Genomic DNA, 26260 nt, shown 5'->3' on the forward strand with positions numbered 1-26260 from the left:
TGGGTCAGCAGTAGCGGTACTGCGAGTGCAGGTCGTCGAGCGGGTTACCGGCAATCAAATCGCCGCCCAGGCTGCTGATCACCGCGCATGCGCCATTCAGCGCGGTCTGGATTGCGCCTTCGGCCCAGCCGCCAGTGAACGAGGCGCCGCAACCGGCCAGGTACAAACCGGTGTCCTGTTTCGGGTCGAGTGCGGTGCGGAACTGATAGAACAGGCGCTCGGAGTAAATATCGTCGCCGGGGAAGTTCAGCTTGAAAGCGCCGAGTGCGTGCTTGTCGGTCAGCCAGTCGTATTCCAGAACGTAGCGCTGGTAGTCACCGTCCAGCGGCAGCAGATGGCTGGCAAATTCCGGTGCACTCATCGCCAATTCATCGACCAGACGCAGGCAGCGCTGCACCTTGTCGGTCATCGAAACCATCTTGTGCGAGTCGTCTTCCCAGGTGTAACTGATCAGCACCACGCCCCAGGAATCCGGATCGTGCGGCGCGTAGTCGAGGCAATACACGCCCTTGACCAGGGTGTCGGTCTGGATGTTGTGCGCCAGGCCATGTTTGAGCCAGAACTTGTCCTTGGTCAGGATGAACAGCTTGGATGAACCGACCATGTGCGTTTCGTTGATCGCCCGCGCGACGTCGCGATTGACGAAGGCCTGGTTCTGCGTGAGCTTGAGATTCACTTGCAGGGCGCGGGTCGTGGTGGTGGTGATTACCCGGTCGCAGGCGTAGGTTTCGCCGTTGCTGCCGGCCAGCAGAATTTCGCCTTTCGGCCCTTTGTTGATCGATTCAATGCGTGTGCGGCAAATCATGTCGCGCACCTGAATACCGTTGAATTCGCTGTCGGCAATCCGCTCGGCCAGCGAAGAAATACCGTTGGGCACCAGACGCTGATTGACCTCCAGCGCATTCACCACCAGCCGCAGGATCTCGGTGAACGAGGCGCGGTACACCGACTGGAAACCACCCGAGCCAATGCCCAGCGAGCCGAACAGGTGGAAGTCTTCAGGCTTGCGCCACGGCTTGCCGCCCGGCGGCTTTTTGCCGGTGAAGATGCGCACCATCGCCGAGTAAAAGGAGCTGTCGCCGAAGCAGTCCAGATAGCGTTGCCACTCGGGCTGCACTTCGCAGTAATTGTGCTGCTTGAGCAGTTCGGTGATCAGTAGCGGTGGCGCCAGGCACGTGCCGTCATCGAGGGTGACGCCTTCGCTGAGAAAGGCGATCCAGCCTTGGTGCACGGTGCTGAACAATGCCGGCGGCGGCTGCATGGCCGCCCAGTGATGGGCTTCGCCGCGGTAGTGAATTTCAGTGTCGACCACGCCTGGGTCGGGAAACGCCTCGGTGGTCTGGATGCCGAAGCGATTAAGGTAATGAAACAGCCCGACCTCACTCGGCGGAAAACGCATGGCGCCCATTTCCGCGATGAACTGCGGCTGTTCCTCATCAAAGCACTGCGTCAGCAGACGCCCGCCGACATGCGCAGGTTCGGCTTCAAACAACGTCACGCGACGCGCACCGGCGCGCAGCAGTTCATAAGCGGCGACCAGCCCGCTGAGGCCGGCGCCGACGATGCCGATGTGTTTCTCGGCAGTTTCCGCTGGCAGGTAACCGATGGCTTCATCGGCACTGCGCAGGAACTGGCCATAGTCATACAGCAGATCGACGTAGGGAAAAGACAGGCACGCGGACGCCTGACTGACATCATGGGAAATAGGTTTCACAGGGGGACTTCTCGATCGATCAGATAATGAGCTGCAGGCTTTCAAGGGCGCGTGCGGGGTTGAGCAACAGGATTTTCTTGCCGTGAATCTTCCACGTGCCATCGATGTTGATCAGTTGATGTTCGACGGTCACCGGGTAGTGCCATTCGTTGTCGCCGCGCGCTTCGCAATAGAGCATGTTGGAGCTGGCGCACGCGCTGAACGAGGCTTCGTCAAGGGTGATGCGCGGGCGCTGGGCGATGTGCAGGCTGCGACTCTTGGGCTGCTGGGAAAAGTTGCGCGCATTGGCCAGCCGGTTGATCCGCAGCGTGGTCAGAAAACGGTCCTCATACACCAGCGATGATTCGTGCAACGGGCTGACCTGCTCTCGGGTCATGGGAATCCAGTAGTGGTAGTCATCGCTGAGCAGCTGTTGCCAGGCGTCGAAATCCTGCTGGTCGAGCAAGTGCAGTTCGGTCTCGATCAGTTGCTCGATGGCGTGGTGATTAGATTGATCGTGTTGCATGGTCGTCCCGCATCAAGTGCTGCCAACTGTTATAGAAATTACGCATGGCCATTTCGCTGGTGCCGGACACCACTTGGCTCTGCGCGTAGGATTCGTTCGGGCTGAACAGGCGGGCGACGTTGACCCATTCGTTGGCGTCGCTGCCCAGGCCTTCCATGGCCCGTTCGTACATTTCCACGTCGTCGTGGGCGACCATCGAGCACGGCGAGTTGATCAGGTTGTTGTACTGCACGGTTCTTTCCAGCAACTGCACGGGGGCGCCTTGCAGTTCGAAGATCCACGACTCGACGATGGTCTCGCGGGCGCTGACCGGTTTGATCACGCGCAAGGTCTGGATCGGTCCCTTGACCATCAGGTTGGGGAAATACACGGTGTTGTGGCGGGTGTCGTCGAGGATCGCCCGGGCCTGCTCTTCACCGTAGCTTTGCACCATCAAGTCCCAGTAACCGGGGATGTCGGTGTACGCCTTGTGGATCGAATTACTCACCCCGGTGTGCCCGTGGCCGTTGGCCCAGACCCGAATGCCCATGCCGGCGAAAAACTCGTAGGAGGCCATGAACGGCGAGAACAGTTCGACTGCCATCGGTGGCTTGCCCTGAGCGCCGGTTTCCTGCCACAGGCGTATCGCTTCGCCGGCCGAAGACTCGTGGGCGATCATCGGGTGGCAGGTGTCGGTCTGGTTGTCGACGACCATTTTCCAGTTGCAGCGATGGCGGTGCAGCAGTGGCTGGCCGATCACTTTCAGCTGGCCTTGCGGCGAGCGCATGACCATGTTGTCCAGGGTCGACAGCGACTCGCCGAAAAAATCCTCGAAGCCGATGCCTTCTTCCGTCAGGCGGACAAACACGAAGCCGCGATAGTTGTGCACCGCTTGCACCGGGCGCATGCCTTTGTGCGCAGAACAACTGCTGAGGTCGCAGTCGTCGTATTCCTTTTTCACGGGAATACTCAGCAACTCGCCGTCCGTCTTGAACGTCCAGGCGTGGTATGGGCAGCGCATGAAGCGGCCGACATTGCCGCGCGCTTCGGCCAGCACTTTCACGCCTTTGTGTGGGCAGCGGTTGTGCAGCACGACGATGGCGCCGTTCTTCTGCCGAACCATCGCCAGCGGCTGTTGCGCGAGGGTGGTGGTGAAGTAGTCGCCGGTCTCGGGGATCAGGCTGTCGTGACCCAGGTAGCACCAGCTCGCGGCGAACACGCGCTGCTGTTCCTGTTCGAAAAGCGCCTGATCAAGGAACAGAGATTTATGCACTTCTCTGCCATTGAAATAGTTGTCCAACGGGGTGTCCTCTCTCAGATCGCCAGTTTCAGGCGCGGGCTTTTCGCACGGGAAACGCAGGGGTAGATTCGCGTACTGCAGGCCGCTTCCTGTTCGCTCATGATGAAATCGCGGTGATCGACTTCGCCTTCGAGTACGTCCAGCGCACAGACGCCGCATTCACCACGACGGCAGTCGTACAGCGGGTCGAGTCCGGCCGCTTCCAAGGCTTCGAGCAATGATTGTTGCGGGCCGACATTGACGCTGACACCGGAGTCGGCCGCCTCGATGACAAAGCCTTGCGCGACGTCATCGCGGGCAACGTTGAACACTTCCAGATGGATCTGCTCACGCGCCAGGCCAACGCTTTCGGCGTGTTTGAGCACGGCGCTGAGCATCGCCGCCGGGCCGCAGACATACAGACGGTCATCGGCGCTCAAGTCGGCAAGCACCTCGCTGATTGCCGGGCGACTGCCGGAGAAGTGCAGTTGCAGGCGTTCTTGCAGCTGTTCTTGCAGGTGCCGGGCGTAGACCGCGTCGTCGGCGCTCTTGGCGAAGTAATGCAGGTGCGCAGGGCGGTTCAACGCGTCGAGGTGGCGCAGGATGCCGGTCAGCGGCGTGATGCCGATGCCGCCAGCAATCGCGATGTCACGTCCGCGGTCAGCGTCGAGCGGGTAGTTGAAGGTGTTCAGCGGACCTTCAAGCTCCACACTGTCATTGACCGCCAAGGTGCGGATGTACTGGCTGCTGGCGGAGTCCGGCGAGAGGCGGATGGCGAAAGTGAACTGGCCATCCGCAACCTCGTTCACATGCACCGTCGAGTAATGCCGACAGTCGTCCAGCCCCGGGATCAGCCATTTGAAGTGCGCACCGGCATGGGTCATTTCCGACAGGGAGGCCGGACCGCTGACGGTGACTTCCTTGATCGACGCCGAGAGCATCCGGCAGTGGGTGACGGTGTATTTCATGCAGGCTTTTCCTGGCTGATCGGTGTTTCGTGCAGGTACAGCCACTGGACGTCGTGGTGCTGCACACGCAGGATCGCCAGCGAAATACGTGAGGTTTCGCTCTGATTCAGGCGATGGGTTTCCTTGTAGCGCAGGGCCACGGTCGAGCCTTCGTGCCAGACCGTGTGCAGGTCGCTGATCAGAATCTCCAGACCTTTGCGGGCACCGACGGCACCGCTGAACAGTTGCTCGACTTGTGCCCGACCGACCACGGCGGCCGAGGTGGTGACCATGCTGAAGTGCTCGGCGAACACCGCCATGAGTGGGCCGATGGCGTCTGCGCCGGCATCGTCGGCATTGGTGAAGACACGGTGAATCAGTTCGTGCACGTGGTGAATACTGTGTTGCGCTCGTTCAACCAGGTTGTTGTTCATGGCATTCCTTTGGAGGGTTCAATTGACTCATCTGAAACAGCGGGAACAGCCCGACCAGTGCCGCAATCGCGAACGTCGCGTGATAGGCCAGTGTGGTGTCGAACTGCTTGAGCAGCACATTGAAGATCATCAGAAACAACGCGGCACCGAGGCTGAACGACATCTGCCGATTGATGTTCCAGATCACGCTGGCCTTGTGTGTATCGCCGCCGGAGAAGTCCATCAGCGAGGTGGTTTGTGCGGTGTTGGCGCCGATGCCACCGCCGATGCCCATCAGGCTGTAAGCGATGACGATCACCCACAGGTCCGTCGGCGCGTTGACCAGCATCAGCGTGGCGATGCCGGCGCTGTGCAGCAGCATGCCGAGGGTGAACAGACGTTTCGCGCCGACCCGGTTGTAGACCCGGCCGCAAATCGTCATCGCAATGAACGCGCCGATGGCATAAAGGATCATGAACATCCCGGTCAGCCGGGCGCTGAAGTGCAGGGTGTTCTGCAGGAAGAAAATGCTCATCAGGTTGACCCCGGTGAACACGCCGGGAATCGCGTAATAGATGAAGATCGAGGTGCTGAGCTTTTTGCTTTTGAGCAGGCTCAATTCGATGATCGCGTTGCTGCAGCGGCGGTAGTGCCGCAGGTACAGCGCAATGAACAGCAAGCCCGCCGCGACACAGCTCAACGCGGCCAGTGCCGGGTAGTCGCCGCCGTACAGCGACATGCCCATCAGCAGGCTGGCGAGTGCAGCGCTGACCAGCAGCAGGCCTTTGATGTCCGGACGAGGCAGGTCCGCTGGTTTGCTTTCCTTGATCCACAACCACGACAGTCCGGCGGCGATCAGCGAGAACGGAATGTTGCTGTAGAACACCCAACGCCAGGAGCTGCTGTCGACAATGATGCCGCCGACCGTCGGCGAAATGGCCGGGGCAATCAGCGCGACGGCCATCACCAGTGTGGATATTTTCGCCCGTTGTTCGCCTTGAAACAGATTGAAGGTCAGCGCCTGACCGACCGGAATCAGCAGCCCGCCACCGACCCCCTGAACGAACCGCCAGATCACCAGTTCATGGAAACTGTCGGCCATGCCGCACATCCACACAGAGCCGGTGAACACCAGCATCGAAGCGGTGAGAATCTCGCGGCTGCCAAAGCGCCCGGCCAGCCAGGTGCTGACTGGAATAATCAGGGTCAGGCCCAGAATATAAGCATTGGCGACCCACGCCACCGATGAAGTACTGACCTGTAAAGTTGCCGATATACTGGGCAATGCCACAGCCGACATAAATATGTTTATACAGTCAATAAAAAAGCCGATCAGAAAGATCAGCGCAATTTTATAGCGATAGTTCATGTTGTATCCCCTTTGCCGCGCAGCATAGGGGCGATGGACTTGAAGTGTCGATACGACTATGCTTAAAACAATGTTTGACAGGATTTAACAGTGAGCCATAGCGCCATGCACTCTCATCTTAATCGGGTTCAGACGTTCCTCGCGGTGGTGGATTTTGGTTCTTACACCAAGGCCGCGAATTATCTGAGTATCAGCAAAGCCATGGCCAGCCTGCATGTCAAGGCGCTGGAAGAAGTGTTGTCGGCGACGCTGTTGATCCGCAATACTCGCAATATATCGCTGACCGAAATAGGTCAGGAGTTTTATGAGGAGTTCAAGGGTATTGTCGCGGACATCGATAATGCGTTTGATAATGTCCTGAAAGGTAATAATCGAGTGTCCGGAAAGTTACGGATTAGTTCAACCAGTGAATACGGTGAAAAATATATTCTGCCGTTGATCCCTCTGTTCTCCGAGCGCTATCCGGAAATTCGCCTGTGCTACAACTTCAACTCTTCGTTGAATGATCTGGTCGCGGAAAAACTTGATCTGGTGATCCGTCTGGGCAACTTGGCGGATTCGGCATTCAAAAGTCGCAAGTTGGCCGATTATGAAATCGTGCTGGTGGCCACCGAGGCATTTCTCGCCCGGCATCCGGTGCGGGCCCCGCAGGATCTGAACAGCGTGCCGTGGATCGCCAACAGCAATTTGCAGGCGCCGACCCAGTGGACATTGCGTCATGGTCAAGGGCAGGCCTTCGAGGTTGGCGGTACCAGCCACTTCGAGTCGAACTCGTCGACGGCGATTCGCTCGATGACGTTGTCGTCCCTGGGCGTGTCGGTTCTGCCGGCGTGGGTGGTGGCCGATGACATTGCTGCCGGGCATCTGGTGCGCTTGCTGCCGGAGTATTCGTTGCCTTCGCAGTCGATCAATGTGGTATTTCCGAACACCCCGCATCTGCCACACAAGTCACGGGCGTTCATTGATTTTCTGTTGTTGCATCTGGCGCAGTGATGCTGCCCTGAAAGCCCCTCACCCTAGCCCTCCCGAAACGTCGGACCGCCCATAGGGAGAGGGGACTGATCGCGTTATCCTTGCGAGTTACGCCGACCTGAAATATCGAGTCGAACCCAGGATTGAAAAAGCCCTCGATCGGCTCCTTTTTCCCAGCGCGGTATTTGAACGAGCCCCGATCGGCTCCCTTTCCCCCTCGCCCCCTTGGGGGGAGAGGGCTGGGGTGAGGGGGGCTGGATTTCATTGACACAAAAAAAAGCCCCTGAATCTCACCATTCAGGGGCTTTCGTCTAAGCGACGGTCCGAAGATCAGGCCGCTTCGATCTTGCGGTTCTGTTCAACCTTGCCCAGATACGCTGCCAGTTTTTCCTGCTCTGCCGGTGTGGTGAACAAACCGAGTTTGCTGCGGCGCCACAGAATGTCGTAGGCAGTGGTTGCCCACTCTTCGCTGCACAGGTAATCGACTTCACGGGTGTAGAGTCCGCCGCCCAAGTGCTCGCCCATGTCCGCCAGGGTTTCTACGCCTTCGAGCATGCGCCAGGTGCGGCTGCCGTAGGTGGTGGACCAGCGACGAGCGATCTCGGTCGGCACGAAGTCGAACTTGTCGCGAATCTGCGCACACAAGGCCTGTGGCGTGGTCATGTCTTCGCCGCCGGGCAGGGTAGCGGTGGCTGTCCAGCTCGGGCGCATCTGGGTGAAGAACGGTAGCAACTGCGCCATCGCCGACTCAGCGAGTTTGCGGTAGGTGGTCAGCTTGCCGCCGAACACCGACAGCAGTGGCGCTTCTTCGCCGCCAGCCGACAAGGCCAGGGTGTAATCGCGGGTGACGGCCGACGGGTTGTCGGATTCGTCGTTGCACAGTGGGCGTACGCCCGAGTAGCTGTGCTGGATGTCGTCGCGGCTGATCTGCTGCTTGAAGTGCGCGTTGACCACTTTCAGCAGGTAATCGGTTTCGCCTTCAGTGATGGCCACTTTCGCCGGATCACCGGTGTACTCGCGGTCAGTAGTGCCGATCAATGTGAAGTGGTTCAGGTACGGAATGGTGAAGACGATGCGCTGATCTTCGTTTTGCAGAATGTGCGCATGATCACCTTCGTACAGCTTCGGCACGATGATGTGGCTGCCCTGAATCAGACGGATACCGTACGGCGATTCCATCTTCAGGTCATCACGAATGAACTTGGCGACCCACGGGCCAGCGGCGTTCACCAGCGCTTTGGCTGTGATCGAAAACAGGCTGCCGTCGGCACGTTCCAGGTTCAGGTGCCACAGGCCCTTGGCGCGGCGGGCGCTGACGCAGCGAGTCTGGGTGTGCACGTGGGCGCCTTTTTCACGGGCGGCCATGGCGTTCAAAACCACGAGACGGGCGTCGTCAACCCAGCAGTCGGAGTATTCGAAGCCTTTCTTGATTTCGCTTTTCAGCGCGCTGTCGGCACCAAACTTGAGGCTTTTCGAACCTGGCAGTTTTTCGCGCTTGCCGAGGTTGTCATAGAGGAACAGGCCCGCACGAATCATCCACGCCGGACGCAGGTGCGGACGGTGCGGCAGCACAAAGCGCATCGGTTTGACGATGTGCGGCGCTTTGGCCAGCAGTACTTCGCGTTCAGCCAGCGCCTCGCGCACCAGGCGGAATTCGTAATGTTCGAGGTAGCGCAGGCCACCGTGGATCAGCTTGCTGCTGGCCGACGAGGTGTGGCTGGCCAGATCGTCTTTTTCACAAAGGAACACCGAAAGCCCGCGACCGGCGGCATCCGCTGCGATCCCCACGCCATTGATCCCGCCGCCGATAACGGCGATGTCGTAGATCTCGGAGATTGGGGGCGTACGCAAGGTAGAGGTGGACATCGGCTGGCCTCGGGTTCTTTTGATTTTCTATATTGGAAATCGAACATGAATGTTCATTTGCGAAAATGGTAGCCCATAAACACGCGCGCAGCCAGTCACGTTCGATTGAAAAAACTCATCGAAGGGCGGTTAAAAGAAAATTTTCGAACATTAAAAGCAAAAGATCGTCCGATCGCGGCCCGAGCCTTCGGCAGCTCCTACAGGTCAAGTGAACCCATGTAGGAGCTGCCGTAGGCTGCGATCTTTTGATCTTGCGGGAGTTAGACGACTTCGAGGCGAATCTTGTGCTGACTCAACAACTGCGCCAACGCCGGCACCGGCTGCTGATCGGTCACCAAACAATCAATCAGACTGATCGGGCCAAGACGAATCATCGCATTACGCCCAAACTTGCTCGAGTCAGCCGCCAGAATCACCTGCCGTGCATTGGCAATGATCGCCTGGGAAACCCGCACTTCCTGATAATCAAAATCCAGCAAACTGCCGTCTTCATCAATCCCGCTGATCCCGACCAAGGCAAAGTCCACCTTGAACTGATTGATGAAATCCACACTCGCCTGACCGACCACACCGCCATCACGACGGACATTGCCGCCAGTCAGCAGCACATCGAAATCATCCTTGGCACTGAGCATCGACGCTACGTGCAGGTTGTTGGTGATGATCTTCAGGTGATTGTGATTGAGCAGGGCGCGAGCAATCGATTCGGTGGTGGTGCCGATATTGATGAACAGCGAGGCGTGATCGGGAATCTGTGCGGCGATGGCTTCACCGATGCGTTGTTTTTCATCGCGCATCTGATCGGCGCGCATCGCATAGGCAGTGTTTTCGACGCTGGAATCGTAGGCAGCACCGCCATGGTAGCGACGCAGCAGATTGGCTTCCGCGAGCTGATTGATGTCGCGGCGGATGGTTTGCGGGGTAACAACGAACAGCGTGGCCATTTCCTCGATGCTCACATAGCCGCGTTCGCGGACCAGCTCGAGGATTTGCTGCTGACGGGGAGGCAGATTCATGGGGCTTCCTTTGGGCTGCCGTGCAAAATTTGCCCATGATGACGCAGGAATCCGCTCCCTACCAGTTTCCAAACAACGTGAAAGCTACTGCGCTCGGCCATCCTGCGTTAAAAACAGGCTCGGACTGCTCATTTACAAACCCGTAAACTCCGCGTCCTCGCCTGTTTTTGCCTTGGCTTGCCTTCGCTCGCTACGCTTTCACGCTGTTTGGACCGCTTTAGCCAGTCCTAAGGTTGGCTTATTCAGCGTCTTCACGCGCCCAGTCACGGGTGCGGCTGACGGCTTTTTTCCAGCCTTTGTACAGCTTCTCTTTTTCGGTTTCGTCCAGGCTCGGCTCGAACTCGCGCTCGATCACCGCTTTGCCGCGCAGTTCTTCCAGGCTACCCCAGAAGCCGCACGCCAGACCGGCCAGATACGCCGCGCCAAGCGCTGTGGTTTCGCGCATTTGCGGGCGTTCCACCTGCGTGCCGAGGATGTCGGCCTGGAACTGCATGAGGAAGTTGTTCGCTACCGCACCGCCGTCCACACGCAGGGCTTTGAGGCGTTCGCCGGAGTCCTGTTGCATGGCGTCGAGCACGTCGCGGGTCTGGTAGGCGATCGATTCCAGCGCAGCGCGGATGATGTGATCCACGCGTACGCCGCGAGTCAGGCCGAACAGCGCGCCACGGGCATACGGATCCCAGTATGGAGCGCCTAAACCTGTGAACGCCGGCACCAGGTACACGCCGTTGCTGTCCTTCACTTTATTGGCGAAGTATTCGGTGTCATGGGCGTCGTTGATGATTTTCAGTTCATCACGCAGCCACTGCACGGTGGAACCGCCGTTGAACACCGCGCCTTCCAGCGCGTAAGCGACCTCGCCACGCGGGCCGCAAGCGATGGTGGTGAGCATGCCGTGCTGGGATTTCACCGCTTTGTCGCCGGTGTTCATCAGCAGGAAGCAGCCGGTACCGTAGGTGTTTTTTGCCTGACCTGGCTCCACGCACATCTGGCCGAACAGCGCCGCTTGCTGGTCGCCAGCGATACCGCCGATGGCGATGCCGCTCTTGGTGCGACCGTAGATTTCCGAAGAGGCCTTCACCTCCGGAAGCATCTCGCGCGGGATGTCGAGGATTTCCAGCATCTTCGAATCCCATTCCAGCGAATGGATGTTGAAGAGCATGGTGCGCGAGGCGTTGGTGTAGTCGGTGACGTGTACTTTGCCGCCGGTGAATTTCCAGATCAGCCAGCTATCGACGGTGCCGAACAACAGTTCGCCGTTGCGCGCACGCTCGCGGCTGCCTTCGACGTTGTCGAGGATCCACTTCAGTTTGGTGCCGGAGAAGTACGGGTCGGTGACCAGGCCGGTGTTGTCGCGGATGTACTCTTCGTGGCCGTCACGCTTGAGTTGCTGGCAGATCTCGGTGCTGCGGCGGCACTGCCAGACGATGGCGTTGTACACCGGGCGACCGGTGGTCTTGTCCCAGACCACAGTGGTTTCGCGCTGGTTGGTGATGCCGATGGCAGCGACCTGGTCGTGGTGCAGACCGGCCTGGGCCAGCGCTTCAACCATCACCGCGCTTTGTGTTGCGAAGATTTCCATCGGATCGTGTTCGACCCAACCGGCCTGCGGGTAATGCTGGGCGAATTCGCGCTGCGCGGTGCAGACCACGTTCGCATCGCGGTCGAAAATGATCGCGCGGGAGCTGGTCGTACCCTGATCGAGGGCAATGATGTAGTTCTTATTCTGAATGTCGGTCATGTCGATTGCCTTGGACGAAATAAGGGAGAGTGGGCCGTGGCGCAGGCTCTATAGGGCAGGAACCCGCGCCGACTGTTTCAAGAAGTTCTTGGTTTGCCGTCAATGGCCGGTTCTGCATCCTTTGTAGCAGGTGTGGCGCCGGTCAGGTGGCGGGCGATAAGCCCGCGATACCCGGCAGCGCCGAGGCAGGCACCGACAATCGGTGCAAAAATCGGAATCAGGAAGTACGGAATATCGCGGCCGCCAGTGAAGGAAATTTCACCCCAGCCAGTAAAGAAAGTCATCAGTTTCGGACCGAAGTCACGCGCCGGGTTCATCGCGAAACCGGTCAGCGGGCCCATCGAGCTGCCGATCACCGCGATCAGCAAGCCGATCAGCAGCGGCGCCATCGGGCCTCTTGGCAGGCCATTATTGTCATCGGTCAGGGCCATGATCACGCCCATCAGGATTGCGGTGATGATCATTTCGACTAGGAACGCCTGAGCGGTCGACAGCACGGGATTGGGGAAGGTCGAGAATACAGAGGCCAACTCAAGGCTGGCGGCCGAGCCGCGAACCATTTGGTGAGTTTGTTCGTAATCGAAGAACAGATTGCTGTACAGCGTGTAAACCAACAGGGCGCCGCAGAAGGCACCGGCGATTTGCGCAAGAATATAGAACGGCAGTTTGCGCTTTTCGAAGTCGGCGAAGATCGCCAGCGCGATGCTCACGGCCGGGTTCAGGTGCGCGCCGGAAACACCGGCAGTGAGGTAGATCGCCATGCTTACGCCGACGCCCCAGATGATGCTGATTTCCCACAGGCCGAAGCTGGCGCCCGCGACTTTGAGCGCGGCGACACAACCAGTGCCGAAAAAGATCAGTAGGGCAGTACCCAGAAACTCGGCCATACATTGGCTTGAGAGCGTTGGTTGCTGTAAAGCAGTTGTCATTGAAAACCTCGGTTTTTGTTGTTGTCTGGCGCGATGCCGTCAGGGCAGGGCGCGATTTTCCCCGGTCAGGAATCCCCATTCCTTTCCCGGTTTACTGCTGGGTGCTGCGGTGACGATAATTCTTACATTATTCAGATTCGAAAAAATATAGACAAGAAACAAACCTGTCAAAGGTCGAAAGTGAACCGTCGGTCACAATAAAACTATTCGCTCTGTGAATGATCCTTTGCTGTCGCTCCATAACGGCACGCTCGGAATGCCCGCGGGCCACGGGAATCGCGGCTTGGAATAGAGCCTTTTAAGATGTGATCGCCTAGAATCCGGCGGAGAATTTTTTTGCCATTGCCGAGCCTGGAGCTGCCATGACCCCTGCGTTGGACTTGTTGAAAAAAGTTCGTGCCGAACATCGCGTGCACAGTTACGAACATGACCCAAAAGCCGCGTCCTACGGGCTGGAGGCCGCGGAAAAACTCGCGCTTGAGCCGGCACAGGTGTTTAAAACCCTGCTCGCGGCCAGTGAAAAGGGTGAGCTGCTGGTAGCGGTGGTGCCGGTCGTCGGAAGCCTCGACCTCAAGGGCCTGGCGCATGCTGCAGGTGTGAAGAAAGTGGAGATGGCTGACCCGGCGGCCGCACAGCGTTCCACCGGCTACCTGTTAGGCGGCATCAGCCCGCTGGGGCAGAAAAAGCGCCTGCGTACTTTTATTGATAACTCGGCTCAGGGTTTTGCGACTATTTATGTCAGCGCCGGTCGGCGTGGCCTGGAAGTCGAATTGGCGCCAGCCGTGCTCGCTGAACATACTCAGGCGAAATTTGCCGATATCGGCCGCGCGTAACCGTCATCGCTGTATGTAGAAAATTGGCCGGTTCTGTCACTGGCGTGGATCGCAGCGTGGTTGCATGCTTTGGCGACTGACTTAGGGAGAAAGTTATGCAGCTCGAGTTTCATCAGGTCGACGCGTTCAGTGATCGGCCGTTCGGTGGTAATCCGGCGATGGTTTATCGGCTGGAGGCGTGGCTTGCGGATGAGCTGATGCAAAAGATCGCCGCCGAACACAATCTGGCGGAAACCGCGTTTCTGGTACGCGAAGGTCAGGCGTGGCACATCCGTTGGTTCACCCCGACCACTGAAGTGCCGTTGTGCGGGCACGCCACGTTGGCCAGTGCTTATGTGCTGTTCGAGATCTATAAGGAAACCGCCGAGCGTATCGACTTCACCTCTAAGTCCGGTCCGTTGAGCGTCACTCGGGAAGGTGATCGGCTGTGGCTGGATTTCCCTTCGATTGTGCCGTCAGAGATTGGTGTGACGCTGGATGTCGAGCGGGCATTGGGCGTTGAAGCCGTTGATGTGCTCGGTTCGAACGAATTGTTTGTGGTGTTGGAATCGGAGCAGGCGGTACTTGATTGCAAACCGGACATGGTCGCGTTGGCCAAACTGCCGTGGCTCGGTGCGATCGTCACGGCGCGCGGCAATCAGCACGACTTCGTCTCGCGTTATTTCGCACCGGCAATTGGCATCAATGAAGACCCGGTGACCGGTTCGACGCATTGCAGCCTGATTCCGTATTGGTCGAAGCGACTGGGCAAATCGAGCCTGACCGCGTGCCAGCGCTCGGCGCGGGGTGGGGAGTTGTTCTGTCGGCTGGAAGGTGAGCGGGTGAAGATTGGCGGCAATGCGACGCTGGTCGCCAGCGGCACCCTGATCCTCGGTTAAAAGCTAAAAGATCGCAGCCTTCGGCAGCTCCTACGTTGATCCCTGTAGGAGCTGCCGAAAGCTGCGATCTTTTGATCTTTAAAGCGCGGCGCTGTAGCGACGGACGCCGTTTTCCACTGCCGGGATTTGTGCAGCGGTGCTGCCCGATGCATGGAACAGTACGAGGTGTTCTGCGGCAACACGAATTCCCACTTCCGCACCAACCTGATGATCCGCATGGCTAGGGAAGATCGACTCCAGCTGCGCCCCCGTCGGCAATTGCAGGCGATACAACGTTGAAGCGCCAAGGAACGTCTTGCCGACAATCCGCGCTTTCAGCGCACTGTCCGGCGCATACACAATGTCATCCGGACGCAGCAACACATCCACAGCCCCGCCAATCGGCCAAGTGTAGGCACGATTGCCGCGCAACTCACCCAGTTCGGTCTGCACCGATTCCGGGCTGCCGAGCTGACCACGAATGAAGTAACCCTGGCCGATGAAGCTGGCCACAAACGGCGTCGCCGGTTCGTGATACAGGTTGTACGGCGTGTCCCATTGCTCCAGTCGACCTTCCTTGAACACGCCAACGTGATCGCTGACGGCAAAGGCTTCTTCCTGGTCGTGAGTCACCAGAATCGCGCTGGTGCCACGGGCCTTGAGGATGTCGCGCACTTCATGGCTGAGCTTGCGGCGCAGTTCGCCATCGAGGTTGGAGAACGGCTCATCGAGCAACAGCAATTGCGGCTCCGGCGCCAAGGCACGGGCGAGGGCGACGCGCTGTTGCTGGCCACCGGACAACTCGTGCGGGAAGCGTTTGCCGAGATTTTTAAGGTTGACCAGTTCGAGCAGTTCTTCGGTGACGCGCTCTTTGTTCGGATGCTTGCGGATACCGAAGGCAATATTGTCGGCAACGCTCAGGTGCGGGAACAGCGCGTAATCCTGAAACACCATGCCGATCCGCCGTTTCTCCGGCGCCAGGGTGAAGCCGGCGCTGGAAATGGTTTCGCCACCGAGGGTGATTTCACCTTCGTGCACCGGCTCGAAACCGGCGATGGCGCGCAGGGTGGTGGTCTTGCCACAGCCGGACGAGCCGAGCAGGCAGCCGATGTCACCGGCATTGAGGTGCAGATTGAGGTTCTGCACCACACGTTGATCTTGATAACCGCAAGCGAGGTTGCGCAGGTTCAGCAGTAATTCATGGCTCATGCGTGGTGATATGCCGGTTCGACGAGGAACTCGAGCAGGGCCTTCTGTGCGTGGAGACGGTTTTCTGCCTGATCCCAGGCGACGGAGCGCGGATCATCAAGCAGGTCGAGGCTGATTTCTTCGCCACGGTGTGCAGGCAAGCAGTGCATGAACAGCACGTCCTCGGCAGCGAGGTCGAGCAGGGCACGGTTGACCTGGAACGGGGCGAACAGCTTGAGGCGCTTGGCAGTTTCCTCTTCCTGACCCATCGAAGTCCAGACATCGGTGCTCACCAGATGCGCGCCGCGCACGGCATCTTGCGGGTCACGCACGATGGTCACGCGATCGCCGGCCTTGGCGACGAACCCTGGGTTGGGCTCGTAGCCTTCCGGGCAGGCTACGCGCAATTGGAAGTCGAACTGCATCGCCGCTTCTATATAGCTGTTGCACATGTTGTTGCCGTCGCCGATCCAGGCCACGGTCTTGCCCTGAATCGAACCACGATGCTCAAGGAAAGTCTGCATGTCGGCCAGCAACTGGCACGGGTGCAGGTCATCGGACAGGCCGTTGATCACTGGCACGCGCGAATTGGCGGCGAATTCAGTCAGGGTGCTATGGGCAAAGGTACGGATCATCACCGCATCGAGCATGCTCGACATGACGATGGCGCAGTCGCCGATCGGCTCGCCACGGCCCAGTTGGGTATCGCGGGGCGACAGGAAGATCGCCTGGCCGCCGAGCTGGATCATGCCGGCCTCGAAGGAGATCCGGGTACGGGTCGAGGACTTCTCGAAGATCATGCCCAGCACGCGGTTTTTCAGAGGCTCGAACAGTACGCCGCGGTTACGCAGGTCCTTGAGCTCAACGCCTCGACGGATCACGCTGACCAGCTCTTCGGGCGTGCAATCCATCAGGGAGAGAAAGTGCCTTGCGCTCATCATTGACTACCTTTTTGCTACAAACCGCAGATGCTCAAAGCCTTGTTTAACGGAACAACGGGCGAGACCTGCGGCGTAAGCCGCACGGGGCGACGAAATAGGGGAAGGCGCGATATTGACACTAAATGTCGCGTTTTTCCAATAGGCTACGGTTTTTGCGGAAATCGAAGGGCGCACTGGATGTTGCAGTCGCGCATTTGAAGCCGGGTTCAGGACAGCAGCGAGTCCCTTTGTACACTGGCCTCGCGGGGCTTGGCAATGCGGTGTGGCGGGGATCGAGTCGCTTGGGTCGGTTTACGACCGTGGCGCCATGCCATCATTTGGTCGGATGCTCAGGCTGAAACATTTGCTAAAGCAAAGTGCTGGGTTATAAATAAGTTTCGAGCGACGCAGGAAGCCTCCGCATGGAATCGAAAGAAAAACTGTTAATGGAATTGCTGGGCCACACGGCTCGCTCACTGACCCATCTCACCGCGTCGGTCACCTCAATGTCTTTCGAACTGCTGCGCAGCGAAGACGAAGTGGTCAAGACCGCCGGTCGCCACATGATCGATCGCATGGCGACCATCAGTGCTGGCCTCGACGAGCACTGGCGATTGATCGGCGAACTCACCGGCGTTCACGTCGCCCACGAGCAGATCGAAACCATCCAGGAAATTCAGCTGGCCGCGCCGCCGCAGTTGCCGTCGAACTGATCATGGCGGTTTATCGGCTCGCCTGATAAGCGCCGATTCACAAGACGAACGTCGCTGGCGCCTGAATGGCGCCGGGGCCATAGTTTTGTTCCCGCGGGCGTGGTTGCCCGCCCAGAACAAGACAGAGACTGGCCATGACCAAGACTCTCCATCACCGTGCCTGCCACCTGTGTGAGGCCATTTGCGGCCTGACCATCGAGACCACCGAAACCGATGGCAAGGTCGCGATCACCTCGATCAAAGGGGATGCCCTCGACACCTTCAGTCGTGGCCACATCTGCCCCAAAGCCGTAGCCCTGCAAGATATTCAGAACGATCCGGACCGCCTGCGCCAGCCAATGCGCCGTGTGGGCAGCGAGTGGTTGCCGATCGAGTGGGACGAGGCCTTTGCACTGGTCGCCGAGAAGCTGGCGGCGATTCAGGAGCGTCATGGGCAGAATGCAGTGGCGGTCTATCAGGGCAACCCGAGCGTGCACAATTACGGGTTGATGACCCACAGCAACTATTTCCTTGGATTGCTGAAGACGCGTAATCGCTTCTCGGCGACTTCGGTCGATCAGTTGCCGCATCACCTGAGCAGCTATCTGATGTACGGCCACGGCTTGTTGCTGCCGATTCCGGACATCGATCACACCGACTTCATGCTGATCCTCGGCGGCAATCCACTGGCCTCCAACGGCAGCATCATGACCGTGCCAGATGTTGAGAAACGTTTAAAGGCAATCCAGGCGCGCGGCGGTAAAGTCGTTGTGGTCGATCCACGGCGCAGCGAGACGGCGGCCATGGCTGATCAGCACTTGTTTGTGCGTCCGGGCGGCGATGCGGCGTTGTTGTTTGGCGTGCTCAACACGCTGTTCAGCGAAGGGCTGACCCGCGACAGTCACTTGCCGGTGGATGGCCTGGACGAGGTGCGCGCCGCCGTCGCCGCGTTTACCGCTGAAAGCATGAGCCCGCTGTGCGCCGTGCCTGCCGAACAGATCCGCCAGCTGGCGCGTGACTTCGCGGCGGCGCCGAGTGCTGTGTGTTACGGGCGGATGGGCGTCTCGACCCAGGCCTTCGGCACGTTGTGCCATTGGGTAGTGCAGTTGATCAATCTGGTCACCGGCAACCTCGACCGGGTAGGCGGCGCGTTATGCACCGAGCCGGCAGTGGACTTGGTGGCATCGACCTCGGGCGGGCATTTCAACAAATGGCAGAGCCGTGTCTCGGGACGTCCTGAATACGGCGGCGAGTTGCCGGTCTCGGCGCTGGCCGAAGAGATGCTTACCGACGGTGAGGGGCAGATCCGTGCACTGATCACCGTCGCTGGTAATCCGGTGCTGTCGACGCCGAACGGGCGGCAACTGGAGCAGGCGCTGGACGGTCTGGAGTTCATGGTCAGCATTGACCTGTACATCAACGAAACCACGCGCTATGCCGACCTGATCCTGCCGTCGACCTCGGCGCTGGAAAATGACCACTACGACACCACCTTCAATCTGTTCGCGGTGCGTAACGTCACCCGCTTCAACCGCGCGATCCTGGCCAAGCCGGAGGGCGCTTTACATGACTGGGAGATCTTCGTCGGTCTGGCCAAGGCCTTCGCCGAGAAGACCGGCAAAGAACTGAAACCGACCATGCCGCCGGCGAAGATGATCGACATGGGCCTGCGTATGGGCATGTACGGTGACGCGTCTGAGCAAAAGCTGTCTCTGGCGACGTTGTTCGATCATCCGCACGGGATTGATCTGGGGGCGTTGAAACCGAACCTGGCTGCGCGCCTGAAAACGCCGAATCAGCGCGTGCAGGCCGCTCCGTCAGAGATCCTCGCTGACCTCGCACGCTTCGCTGCGCTGCAGGCGCCGGCCGCCGATGAGCTGCTGATGATCGGCCGCCGCCATGTACGCAGCAACAACTCGTGGATGCACAACTATCACCGTCTGGTGAAGGGCAAGCCGCGCCATCAACTGTTGATGCACCCGGACGATCTTGCCAGCCGTGGGCTCCACGATGGTCAATGGGTGCGCGTCAGTTCGCGGGTTGGGCAAATCGAAGTCGAAGTACTTGGCAGCCTCGACATGATGAAAGGTGTGGTCAGCCTGCCGCACGGCTGGGGTCATGCACGGCCAGGCGTGCAGATGGCGATCGCCAGTAGTCAGCCGGGGTCGAGCGCGAACGATCTGACTGATGAATGTCAGCTCGACGAGTTGTCCGGCAACGCGGCGCTTAATGGCGTGCCGGTCACGGTGGCGGCCGCCTGAGCGTGACCGACGGGGAGACCGAGCATGGCGCTCGGGATTCCGTTACAATGCGTCACCGTGCCGACCCATGAGTCGGAAAGTTCAGCCGAGGTGCTCCATGGATATCATCGAAACGATTAAAGAGCAGATTGCCAACAACACCATTCTGCTTTACATGAAAGGCTCGCCGAATGCCCCACAGTGTGGCTTCTCCGCGAAAGCTGCGCAGGCTGTCATGGCGTGTGGCGAAAAGTTTGCGTACGTGGACATCCTGCAGAACCCGGAAATCCGCGCCAACCTGCCGAAGTACGCCAACTGGCCGACTTTCCCGCAACTGTGGGTCGGCGGTGAACTGGTCGGCGGTAGCGACATCATGACCGAGATGGCTGCAGACGGTTCGCTGCAAAGCACCATCAAGTCGGCTGTTGAAGCGGCAGCGGCGAACAAGTCCGAAGCCTGACGGCCTCACGCGCCAGATGCTGCTTGTGTAGGAGCTGTCGAGTGAAACGAGGCTGCGATCTTTTGATCTTCAGCCAATAAAAAGCCCCGCACCTCGAAAGAGGGCGGGGCTTTTTAGTGCGTTCGAAAAGTTACTGCAAGTTGCCGGTGCAATCTGAAGCGATCGCAGCCGGCGGCAGCGCTTACTCTTCGCCCATCTGCGATTGCAGATAGTTCTCAAGACCTACTTTATCGATCAGGCCCAGTTGGGTTTCCAGCCAGTCGATGTGTTCTTCTTCGGATTCGAGAATGTCTTCGAGCAGTTCACGGCTGCCGAAGTCGCCAACGGTTTCGCAATGTGCGATCGCGGTCTTCAGGTCAGCGTGGCCGGTCTTCTCGATACGCAGGTCGCACTCCAGCATTTCCTTGGTGTGCTCGCCGATGTGCAGCTTGCCCAGATCCTGCACGTTCGGCAGGCCTTCGAGGAACAGGATGCGCTTGATCAGCTTGTCCGCGTGTTTCATCTCGTCGATGGATTCTTTGTATTCGTGCTTGCCGAGCTTGTTCAGACCCCAATCTTCATACATGCGCGCATGCAGGAAGTACTGATTGATCGCGACCAGCTCATTGGCAAGGATCTTGTTGAGATGCTGGATGACTGTAATGTCGCCTTTCATGATCGGAGTCCTGCCCTGTATTCGCTGTATATACGGCAGAGTTTGAGCTTCGTACTTATAAGTGTCAAACCTAAGTTATTGAATAATATATGAAAATTAATCGGAATAAGAATGTTTGTGTTCCGCGTCTAGAGCCTAAGCAGTTGATTTACAGGCATAAAAAAACCGGACATAAGTCCGGTTCTTTGAAATGAGGTGTTATTACGCAGCAGTAAATTCTACCGGATAGGGGATCGCGGCCTGGGCGGTTTGCAGCTTGGTCAGGGTTTCGCGGACCACTTCCTTGGCGAGGCAGGCACATTTGCCACATTGGCTGGCGACGCCGGTGGCTTGGCGGACTTCTTTATAGCTGCAGCAACCTTCATAGATCGCTTCGCGGATCTGTCCGTCGGTGACGCCAGTGCAGAGACAAACATACATAAGTGAGAACCGTCGCTGGTTGTGACTCAATTGCGATGGATCTTAATGTTAACGAGAATGATTGTCAAAGTGCTTTCGGAACGCTTCAGCTGATTAACAGCCATGACTGACGAACGGTATTTGCTGGCGATTTGCCTGGCCCCGTAAATGCAGCGCCGTTCTGCGCCTGCTTTGAAAAACCGTTAAGGACAGGCCAAATTCGCAGTGTATGATGGTCGGCCCTTGCGAAGGGGGTTCGTGTCACAGGGCTGTCGCCTGAGGGTGGCAGGCTGGCGCGGACCCTGAACTTCAAGTTTTTACACCAGGAGATATCAATGAGCGTACTCGTAGGCAAACAAGCCCCTGACTTCACCGTCCCGGCCGTACTCGGCAATGGCGAGATCGTTGACAGCTTCACCCTGTCCTCGGCCATCAAAGGCAAATACGGCCTGGTGTTCTTCTACCCACTGGACTTCACCTTCGTCTGCCCGTCCGAGCTGATCGCTCTGGACAACCGCATGGCTGACTTCAAGGCACGCAACGTTGAAGTGATCGCTGTGTCGATCGACTCGCACTTTACTCACAACGCATGGCGCAACACTCCAGTGAACAATGGCGGTATCGGCCAGGTGAAATACACCATGGCTGCCGACATGAAGCACGACATCGCCAAGGCTTACGACGTTGAATCCGAAGGCGGCGTGGCGTTCCGTGGCGCATTCCTGATCGACGACAAAGGCGTTGTCCGCTCGCAGATCATCAACGACCTGCCGCTGGGCCGTAACATGGAAGAGCTGATCCGTCTGGTCGACGCTCTGCAATTCCACGAAGAGCACGGCGAAGTCTGCCCTGCCAACTGGAAAAAAGGCGACAAAGGCATGAACGCTTCGCCAGAAGGCGTTGCGGCTTACCTGACCGAGAACGCTGCTGCCCTGTAAGGCGCAACGTCGAGGTACAAAAAAACCGGCCCATGTGGCCGGTTTTTTTATGCGTGGGATTTACCCGGCGACGATCAATCAGTCGTCGAAGTCTTCCCAGCCGCCCATCTGTTTCCAGCGATTGACGATGCCGCAGAACAGCTCAGCGGTTTTCTCGGTGTCGTAACGCGCGGAGTGCGCTTCACGGCCATCGAAATCGATGTCGGCGGCCTGGCAGGCTTTTGCCAGTACGGTTTGACCGTAGGCAAGACCGGCCAGCGTTGCGGTGTCAAAGCTGGAGAACGGGTGGAACGGGTTGCGCTTCATGTCCAGTCGCGCGACGGCGGCATTGAGGAAACCGAGGTCGAAGCTGCTGTTGTGGCCGACCAGGATCGCGCGCTTGCAGCCGTTGGCCTTCAGCGCCTTGCGGATGCCGCGGAAGATGTCAGTCAGTGCGGTTTCTTCGCTGACGGCCATGCGCAGCGGGTGATCGAGTTTGATCCCGGTGAACTCCAGCGCTGCTGCTTCAACGTTGGCGCCTTCGAACGGCTCAACGCGGAAGAAGTAGGTGTGATCCGGGTAAACAAAACCCTTTTCATCCATGGCGATGGTGGTCGCAGCAATCTCCAGTAATGCATCGGTGGCTGAGTTGAAGCCGCCGGTTTCTACGTCGACGACAACCGGCAGGTAGCCGCGAAAGCGTGCTGCCATCGGGTGACGGGAACCGCCACCGCCACTTTGACCGTCCAGTTCGTCGTCGAAATGGTCTTCACTCACGCGTGTTCCTCCAGCAGGCGCCAGCGCAGTTTTTCACCGGCGCGCAGCGGGATAACGGTCAGCTCGCCAAACGGCAGGCTGGTCGGGGCGGTCCATTCTTCACGAACCAGGGTGATACGGTCGGTGTTCGCCGGCAAGCCATAGAAACGCGGGCCGTTGAGGCTGGCGAAGGCTTCGAGCTTGTCCAGCGCGTTACGTTGTTCGAAGGCTTCGGCATACATTTCGATGGCGGCGTACGCGGTGTAGCAGCCGGCGCAACCGCAAGCGGCTTCTTTGGCGTGCTGCGCGTGTGGCGCCGAATCAGTGCCGAGGAAGAACTTCGCGCTGCCACTGGTGGCGGCGTCGAGCAGGGCTTCCTGATGTGTGTTGCGCTTGAGGATCGGCAGGCAATAGAAGTGCGGCCGAATCCCGCCCACCAGCATGTGGTTGCGGTTGTACAGCAGGTGATGCGCGGTGATGGTCGCGCCAACATTGGCCGAAGCCTCGTTGACGAACTGCACGGCGTCGCCGGTGGTGATGTGTTCGAACACCACTTTCAGCGTCGGAAAACGCTCGACCACGCGGCGCATGTGCTCATCGATGAAAATCTTTTCGCGGTCGAACACATCGACGTCGCCACGGGTGACTTCACCGTGGATCAACAGCGGCATGCCAACTTCGGCCATGGCTTCGATTGCCGGCAGAATCTTGTCGATGCTGGTCACGCCGGAATCGGAGTTGGTGGTCGCGCCGGCCGGGTACAGCTTGGCGGCATAGACAAAACCGCTGGCCTTGGCCTCACGAATTTCTTCGGGCTGGGTGCGGTCGGTGAGATACAGCACCATCAGCGGCTCAAAGCGACTGCCGGCCGGGCGGGCAGCGAGAATCCGCTGGCGATAGCCGTCGGCTTCAGTGGCGTTGCGCACCGGAGGTACCAGGTTGGGCATGATGATGGCGCGACCAAAAGTGCGCGCAACATCGGCAACGGTATTGGTCAACACGGCACCATCGCGAAGATGAATGTGCCAGTCGTCGGGACGCAGCAGGGTCAGGCGGTCGGACATGAGGGGATTCCAGGCGGGTCAAACTGAGGCGAATGCTACCGGAAAAGACTCTTGCAGGCACTCGCTATCAAGTTTTGCCAGAACCTTCCGATATCCCGTAGGTATGCCGTAAACATAGTGTGAATCGGTCTTTGTGTTTCAGAAGCCAATGGAGCCTCCCGTGCGCCAGCGTTATTTAGCCTTGCTCAGTGTGTTTGCCAGCCTTCCCGCGATGGCGCTCACGTACCAGACCCGTCTGGAGAACATTGAGTGGACGGTCGCCGGCGACAAGTTCGAATGTCGTCTGACCCAGCCGATCACCGATTTCGGCTCGGGTGAGTTCGTGCGCAAGGCGGGCGAGCAGGCGATCTTCCGTCTGAACGCCTACAACGCCATGCTTGGCGGTGGTTCGGCGACGTTGCTGGCGGCGGCTGCTCCTTGGCAGCCGGGTCGTGGTGACATCAATTTGGGCAACGTCCGCCTCGGCAGTGGCAACGTGCTGTTCAGCAGTTCGCAGTCGCAGGCCGGAGGTCTGATCAGCGGTCTGCTGGACGGGCGCAGCCCGGTTGTACGCCGTGCGTCTGGCGATGGCCGCGTCTCGGAAGTGCGTTTATTGCCGGTGAAATTCAGCAAGGCGTTTAACGACTATCAGACCTGTGTAGCGAAATTGCTGCCGCAGAATTTCGACCAGATCAAACAATCGCAGATCGGCTTTCCCGGCGAGGGCGTTGATCTGGACGCCGCCGCCAGGGCCAAGCTGCAAGTGATGCTCGAATTCATGAAGGCCGATCCAACGGTCAATCACATCGAACTCGATGGCCACTCGGACAACAGCGGCAATCGCCTGACCAACCGTGAACTGTCGCGCCGCCGAGCACTGGCAGTGGTCGACTTCTTCAAGGCCAACGGCATTCAGGAATCCCAGATCACCGTGCGCTTCCATGGCGAGCAATATCCGATCGTGCCGAACACCAATGCGGCCAATCGCGCGAAGAACCGTCGGGTCAATGTCAAACTGGCGCGCGTGGCGCCGACAAGCCCCGTACCTGCGCCTCAAGCGAGCACGCCAGCCAGCACTGCAGCAACTTCCTGACCCGCCGGTCATCGTCGCGCTCTCGACAGATTCTGTCGCTTTGTCGTCTTAAGCTGTCGCGCCTCTGTAAATTATCGCGTTTGAGCGGTAGACTCCTCGGCTTTCCGTAGAACCCCGTGGAGTGATGGCATGGCGGACGTAAACAAGGTCGTTCTGGCGTATTCCGGCGGCCTGGACACTTCGGTGATCCTCAAGTGGCTGCAGGATACTTATAACTGTGAAGTGGTGACTTTCACCGCTGATCTCGGTCAAGGCGAAGAGGTCGAGCCGGCCCGCGCCAAGGCTCAGGCCATGGGCGTCAAAGAAATCTACATCGACGATCTGCGCGAAGAATTCGTGCGTGATTTCGTGTACCCGATGTTCCGCGCCAACACCGTTTACGAGGGCGAGTACCTGTTGGGTACTTCCATCGCACGTCCGCTGATCGCCAAACGTCTGATTGAAATCGCCAACGAAACCGGCGCTGATGCCATTTCCCATGGCGCTACCGGCAAGGGCAATGACCAGGTGCGTTTCGAACTGGGTGCCTACGCGCTCAAGCCAGGCGTAAAAGTGATCGCGCCTTGGCGTGAGTGGGACCTGCTGTCCCGCGAGAAGCTGATGGACTACGCCGAGAAGCACGCGATCCCGATCGAGCGTCATGGCAAGAAGAAGTCCCCGTACTCGATGGACGCCAACCTGCTGCACATCTCCTATGAAGGCGGCGTGCTGGAAGACACCTGGACCGAGCACGAAGAAGACATGTGGAAATGGACCGTCTCTCCGGAGAACGCTCCTGACAAACCGCAATACCTGGAACTGACTTACCGTAACGGCGACATCGTTGCGCTGGATGGCGTTGAAATGACGCCGGCCACCGTACTGGCGACGCTGAACAAGATCGGTGGCGCTCACGGTATCGGCCGTCTCGACATCGTTGAAAACCGTTACGTCGGCATGAAGTCCCGTGGTTGCTACGAAACCCCGGGCGGCACCATCATGCTGCGCGCTCACCGCGCCATCGAGTCGATCACTCTGGACCGCGAAGTCGCTCACCTCAAAGACGAGCTGATGCCGAAATACGCCAGCCTGATCTACACCGGTTACTGGTGGAGCCCTGAGCGTCTGATGCTGCAACAGATGATCGATGCTTCGCAGGTCAATGTGAACGGTGTAGTTCGCCTGAAGCTGTACAAAGGCAACGTGATCGTCACCGGCCGCAAGTCCGACGACTCGCTGTTCGATGCCAACATCGCGACCTTCGAAGAAGACGGCGGTGCTTACAACCAGGCCGACGCGGCGGGCTTCATCAAGCTCAACGCGCTGCGCATGCGCATTGCTGCCAACAAGGGCCGCAAACTGTTCTAAGCGTTGCAGACTGACGCACAATGAAAAGGGCGGCCCTGTCATCGAGACAAGGTCGCCCTTTTTGCATCATTCCTTGTCGACCTCAGCTTGAACCCAGGCGTTGTTCTTCGCCTGTGTGGCTTAAACTCAT

The 26260-nt window shown here is 58.7% G+C and carries 25 protein-coding genes; 9 read left to right on the forward strand and 16 right to left on the reverse strand.

Annotation, left to right across the window (positions count from 1 at the left end):
* Nucleotides 1-4: 4 nt before the first annotated feature.
* The 6 genes from FGA82_RS20120 to FGA82_RS20145 are packed head-to-tail and all read right to left on the reverse strand — an operon-like array spanning nt 5 to nt 6206.
* Nucleotides 5-1714 (reverse strand): NAD(P)/FAD-dependent oxidoreductase, encoded by a 1710-nt coding sequence (locus FGA82_RS20120; protein WP_141128438.1) that lies wholly within the window; start codon nt 1712-1714, stop codon nt 5-7.
* A gap of 19 nt (nt 1715-1733) precedes the next feature.
* Nucleotides 1734-2219, reverse strand: coding sequence for an aromatic-ring-hydroxylating dioxygenase subunit beta (locus FGA82_RS20125; RefSeq protein WP_141128439.1), 486 nt, complete (start codon nt 2217-2219; stop codon nt 1734-1736).
* Complete coding sequence (locus tag FGA82_RS20130) at nt 2200-3498, reverse strand: Rieske 2Fe-2S domain-containing protein (RefSeq protein ID WP_141128440.1); 1299 nt, start codon at nt 3496-3498, stop codon at nt 2200-2202. Before FGA82_RS20130 ends, FGA82_RS20125 begins: the two co-directional genes overlap by 20 nt.
* A gap of 14 nt (nt 3499-3512) precedes the next feature.
* Nucleotides 3513-4445 (reverse strand): flavin reductase family protein, encoded by a 933-nt coding sequence (locus FGA82_RS20135; protein ID WP_141128441.1) that lies wholly within the window; start codon nt 4443-4445, stop codon nt 3513-3515.
* Nucleotides 4442-4858 carry a DUF4440 domain-containing protein gene (locus tag FGA82_RS20140; RefSeq protein ID WP_141128442.1) on the reverse strand — a complete coding sequence of 139 codons (417 nt, stop codon included), beginning with the start codon at nt 4856-4858 and terminating at the stop codon, nt 4442-4444. Before FGA82_RS20140 ends, FGA82_RS20135 begins: the two co-directional genes overlap by 4 nt.
* Entirely contained in the window at nt 4839-6206 is a 1368-nt protein-coding gene (locus FGA82_RS20145; RefSeq protein WP_141128443.1) for an MFS transporter, read from the reverse strand. The genes FGA82_RS20140 and FGA82_RS20145 overlap by 20 nt, the downstream gene beginning before the upstream one ends.
* 105 nt (nt 6207-6311) lie before the next feature.
* Here FGA82_RS20145 and FGA82_RS20150 point away from each other — a divergent pair, with 105 nt between their 5' ends.
* Nucleotides 6312-7199 (forward strand): LysR family transcriptional regulator, encoded by an 888-nt coding sequence (locus FGA82_RS20150; protein WP_141128444.1) that lies wholly within the window; start codon nt 6312-6314, stop codon nt 7197-7199.
* A 309-nt stretch (nt 7200-7508) separates the two neighbouring features.
* Here the strand turns inward: FGA82_RS20150 and glpD are convergent, their stop codons facing one another.
* The 4 genes from glpD to FGA82_RS20170 all read right to left on the reverse strand — a co-directional run bounded on the left by glpD (nt 7509) and on the right by FGA82_RS20170 (nt 12730).
* On the reverse strand, nt 7509-9044 hold the full coding sequence (gene glpD / locus FGA82_RS20155) for a glycerol-3-phosphate dehydrogenase (protein WP_141128445.1): 1536 nt from the start codon (nt 9042-9044) through the stop codon (nt 7509-7511).
* A gap of 260 nt (nt 9045-9304) precedes the next feature.
* On the reverse strand, nt 9305-10060 hold the full coding sequence (locus FGA82_RS20160) for a DeoR/GlpR family transcriptional regulator (RefSeq protein ID WP_007916700.1): 756 nt from the start codon (nt 10058-10060) through the stop codon (nt 9305-9307).
* Nucleotides 10061-10298: 238 nt separating this feature from the next.
* Nucleotides 10299-11801 (reverse strand): glycerol kinase GlpK, encoded by a 1503-nt coding sequence (gene glpK, locus FGA82_RS20165; RefSeq protein ID WP_077574371.1) that lies wholly within the window; start codon nt 11799-11801, stop codon nt 10299-10301.
* A gap of 77 nt (nt 11802-11878) precedes the next feature.
* Nucleotides 11879-12730: an MIP/aquaporin family protein gene (locus FGA82_RS20170; RefSeq protein ID WP_141128446.1), complete on the reverse strand. Its 852-nt coding sequence runs from the start codon at nt 12728-12730 to the stop codon at nt 11879-11881.
* A gap of 362 nt (nt 12731-13092) precedes the next feature.
* Between FGA82_RS20170 and ybaK the strand changes: the two genes are divergently transcribed.
* Together ybaK and FGA82_RS20180 are read left to right on the forward strand one after the other, a co-directional pair.
* Complete coding sequence (gene ybaK / locus FGA82_RS20175) at nt 13093-13563, forward strand: Cys-tRNA(Pro) deacylase (protein WP_003227741.1); 471 nt, start codon at nt 13093-13095, stop codon at nt 13561-13563.
* A gap of 95 nt (nt 13564-13658) precedes the next feature.
* A complete protein-coding gene (locus FGA82_RS20180; RefSeq protein ID WP_141128447.1) occupies nt 13659-14441 on the forward strand; it encodes a PhzF family phenazine biosynthesis protein in 783 nt (260 codons plus the stop codon).
* A 78-nt stretch (nt 14442-14519) separates the two neighbouring features.
* Here FGA82_RS20180 and FGA82_RS20185 read toward each other — a convergent pair whose 3' ends face one another.
* Both FGA82_RS20185 and argF read right to left on the reverse strand, forming a co-directional pair.
* Nucleotides 14520-15629 carry an ABC transporter ATP-binding protein gene (locus tag FGA82_RS20185; protein WP_141128448.1) on the reverse strand — a complete coding sequence of 370 codons (1110 nt, stop codon included), beginning with the start codon at nt 15627-15629 and terminating at the stop codon, nt 14520-14522.
* Nucleotides 15626-16546: an ornithine carbamoyltransferase gene (argF, locus tag FGA82_RS20190; RefSeq protein ID WP_141128449.1), complete on the reverse strand. Its 921-nt coding sequence runs from the start codon at nt 16544-16546 to the stop codon at nt 15626-15628. Before argF ends, FGA82_RS20185 begins: the two co-directional genes overlap by 4 nt.
* Before the next feature lie 404 nt (nt 16547-16950).
* Between argF and FGA82_RS20195 the strand changes: the two genes are divergently transcribed.
* The 3 genes from FGA82_RS20195 (at nt 16951) to grxD (ending at nt 19920) form a co-directional block, all read left to right on the forward strand.
* Nucleotides 16951-17241, forward strand: a complete 291-nt coding sequence (locus FGA82_RS20195) for a hypothetical protein (RefSeq protein WP_027612069.1) — start codon at nt 16951-16953, stop codon at nt 17239-17241.
* Between the two features lie 134 nt (nt 17242-17375).
* Entirely contained in the window at nt 17376-19481 is a 2106-nt protein-coding gene (locus FGA82_RS20200; RefSeq protein ID WP_141128450.1) for a molybdopterin oxidoreductase family protein, read from the forward strand.
* A 97-nt stretch (nt 19482-19578) separates the two neighbouring features.
* On the forward strand, nt 19579-19920 hold the full coding sequence (gene grxD / locus FGA82_RS20205; RefSeq protein ID WP_008079424.1) for a Grx4 family monothiol glutaredoxin: 342 nt from the start codon (nt 19579-19581) through the stop codon (nt 19918-19920).
* A 181-nt stretch (nt 19921-20101) separates the two neighbouring features.
* Here grxD and bfr read toward each other — a convergent pair whose 3' ends face one another.
* Nucleotides 20102-20575, reverse strand: coding sequence for a bacterioferritin (bfr, locus tag FGA82_RS20210; RefSeq protein WP_007916671.1), 474 nt, complete (start codon nt 20573-20575; stop codon nt 20102-20104).
* Nucleotides 20576-20776: 201 nt separating this feature from the next.
* Entirely contained in the window at nt 20777-20995 is a 219-nt protein-coding gene (locus FGA82_RS20215) for a bacterioferritin-associated ferredoxin (RefSeq protein ID WP_003227725.1), read from the reverse strand.
* 314 nt (nt 20996-21309) lie between these two features.
* Between FGA82_RS20215 and FGA82_RS20220 the strand changes: the two genes are divergently transcribed.
* Nucleotides 21310-21912: a peroxiredoxin gene (locus tag FGA82_RS20220; RefSeq protein ID WP_003227723.1), complete on the forward strand. Its 603-nt coding sequence runs from the start codon at nt 21310-21312 to the stop codon at nt 21910-21912.
* A 78-nt stretch (nt 21913-21990) separates the two neighbouring features.
* On the opposite strand, the gene rnt is transcribed toward FGA82_RS20220, so the two are convergent.
* Nucleotides 21991-22668: a ribonuclease T gene (gene rnt / locus FGA82_RS20225; protein WP_016986654.1), complete on the reverse strand. Its 678-nt coding sequence runs from the start codon at nt 22666-22668 to the stop codon at nt 21991-21993.
* Nucleotides 22665-23711 (reverse strand): dihydroorotase, encoded by a 1047-nt coding sequence (gene pyrC, locus FGA82_RS20230; protein WP_105707125.1) that lies wholly within the window; start codon nt 23709-23711, stop codon nt 22665-22667. Before pyrC ends, rnt begins: the two co-directional genes overlap by 4 nt.
* A 160-nt stretch (nt 23712-23871) precedes the next feature.
* On the opposite strand from pyrC, the gene FGA82_RS20235 reads away from it, so the two are divergent.
* Together FGA82_RS20235 and FGA82_RS20240 are read left to right on the forward strand one after the other, a co-directional pair.
* A complete protein-coding gene (locus FGA82_RS20235; protein ID WP_141128451.1) occupies nt 23872-24783 on the forward strand; it encodes a flagellar protein MotY in 912 nt (303 codons plus the stop codon).
* Between the two features lie 129 nt (nt 24784-24912).
* On the forward strand, nt 24913-26130 hold the full coding sequence (locus FGA82_RS20240; protein WP_016986656.1) for an argininosuccinate synthase: 1218 nt from the start codon (nt 24913-24915) through the stop codon (nt 26128-26130).
* Nucleotides 26131-26260: the final 130 nt, after the last annotated feature.

Origin of the sequence: Pseudomonas fluorescens, assembly GCF_005938625.1 — a bacterium.
GTDB lineage: Bacteria > Pseudomonadota > Gammaproteobacteria > Pseudomonadales > Pseudomonadaceae > Aquipseudomonas > Aquipseudomonas fluorescens_BD.

Coding starts and splice junctions, on each gene's coding strand:
- FGA82_RS20125 (WP_141128439.1), bottom strand. CDS start 2,219: ATGCAACACGATCAATCTAATCACCACGCCATCGAGCAACTGATCGAG.
- FGA82_RS20135 (WP_141128441.1), bottom strand. CDS start 4,445: ATGAAATACACCGTCACCCACTGCCGGATGCTCTCGGCGTCGATCAAG.
- FGA82_RS20140 (WP_141128442.1), bottom strand. CDS start 4,858: ATGAACAACAACCTGGTTGAACGAGCGCAACACAGTATTCACCACGTG.
- FGA82_RS20145 (WP_141128443.1), bottom strand. CDS start 6,206: ATGAACTATCGCTATAAAATTGCGCTGATCTTTCTGATCGGCTTTTTT.
- FGA82_RS20150 (WP_141128444.1), top strand. CDS start 6,312: ATGCACTCTCATCTTAATCGGGTTCAGACGTTCCTCGCGGTGGTGGAT.
- glpD (WP_141128445.1), bottom strand. CDS start 9,044: ATGTCCACCTCTACCTTGCGTACGCCCCCAATCTCCGAGATCTACGAC.
- FGA82_RS20160 (WP_007916700.1), bottom strand. CDS start 10,060: ATGAATCTGCCTCCCCGTCAGCAGCAAATCCTCGAGCTGGTCCGCGAA.
- glpK (WP_077574371.1), bottom strand. CDS start 11,801: ATGACCGACATTCAGAATAAGAACTACATCATTGCCCTCGATCAGGGT.
- FGA82_RS20170 (WP_141128446.1), bottom strand. CDS start 12,730: ATGACAACTGCTTTACAGCAACCAACGCTCTCAAGCCAATGTATGGCC.
- ybaK (WP_003227741.1), top strand. CDS start 13,093: ATGACCCCTGCGTTGGACTTGTTGAAAAAAGTTCGTGCCGAACATCGC.
- FGA82_RS20180 (WP_141128447.1), top strand. CDS start 13,659: ATGCAGCTCGAGTTTCATCAGGTCGACGCGTTCAGTGATCGGCCGTTC.
- FGA82_RS20185 (WP_141128448.1), bottom strand. CDS start 15,629: ATGAGCCATGAATTACTGCTGAACCTGCGCAACCTCGCTTGCGGTTAT.
- argF (WP_141128449.1), bottom strand. CDS start 16,546: ATGAGCGCAAGGCACTTTCTCTCCCTGATGGATTGCACGCCCGAAGAG.
- FGA82_RS20195 (WP_027612069.1), top strand. CDS start 16,951: ATGGAATCGAAAGAAAAACTGTTAATGGAATTGCTGGGCCACACGGCT.
- FGA82_RS20200 (WP_141128450.1), top strand. CDS start 17,376: ATGACCAAGACTCTCCATCACCGTGCCTGCCACCTGTGTGAGGCCATT.
- grxD (WP_008079424.1), top strand. CDS start 19,579: ATGGATATCATCGAAACGATTAAAGAGCAGATTGCCAACAACACCATT.
- bfr (WP_007916671.1), bottom strand. CDS start 20,575: ATGAAAGGCGACATTACAGTCATCCAGCATCTCAACAAGATCCTTGCC.
- FGA82_RS20215 (WP_003227725.1), bottom strand. CDS start 20,995: ATGTATGTTTGTCTCTGCACTGGCGTCACCGACGGACAGATCCGCGAA.
- FGA82_RS20220 (WP_003227723.1), top strand. CDS start 21,310: ATGAGCGTACTCGTAGGCAAACAAGCCCCTGACTTCACCGTCCCGGCC.
- pyrC (WP_105707125.1), bottom strand. CDS start 23,711: ATGTCCGACCGCCTGACCCTGCTGCGTCCCGACGACTGGCACATTCAT.
- FGA82_RS20240 (WP_016986656.1), top strand. CDS start 24,913: ATGGCGGACGTAAACAAGGTCGTTCTGGCGTATTCCGGCGGCCTGGAC.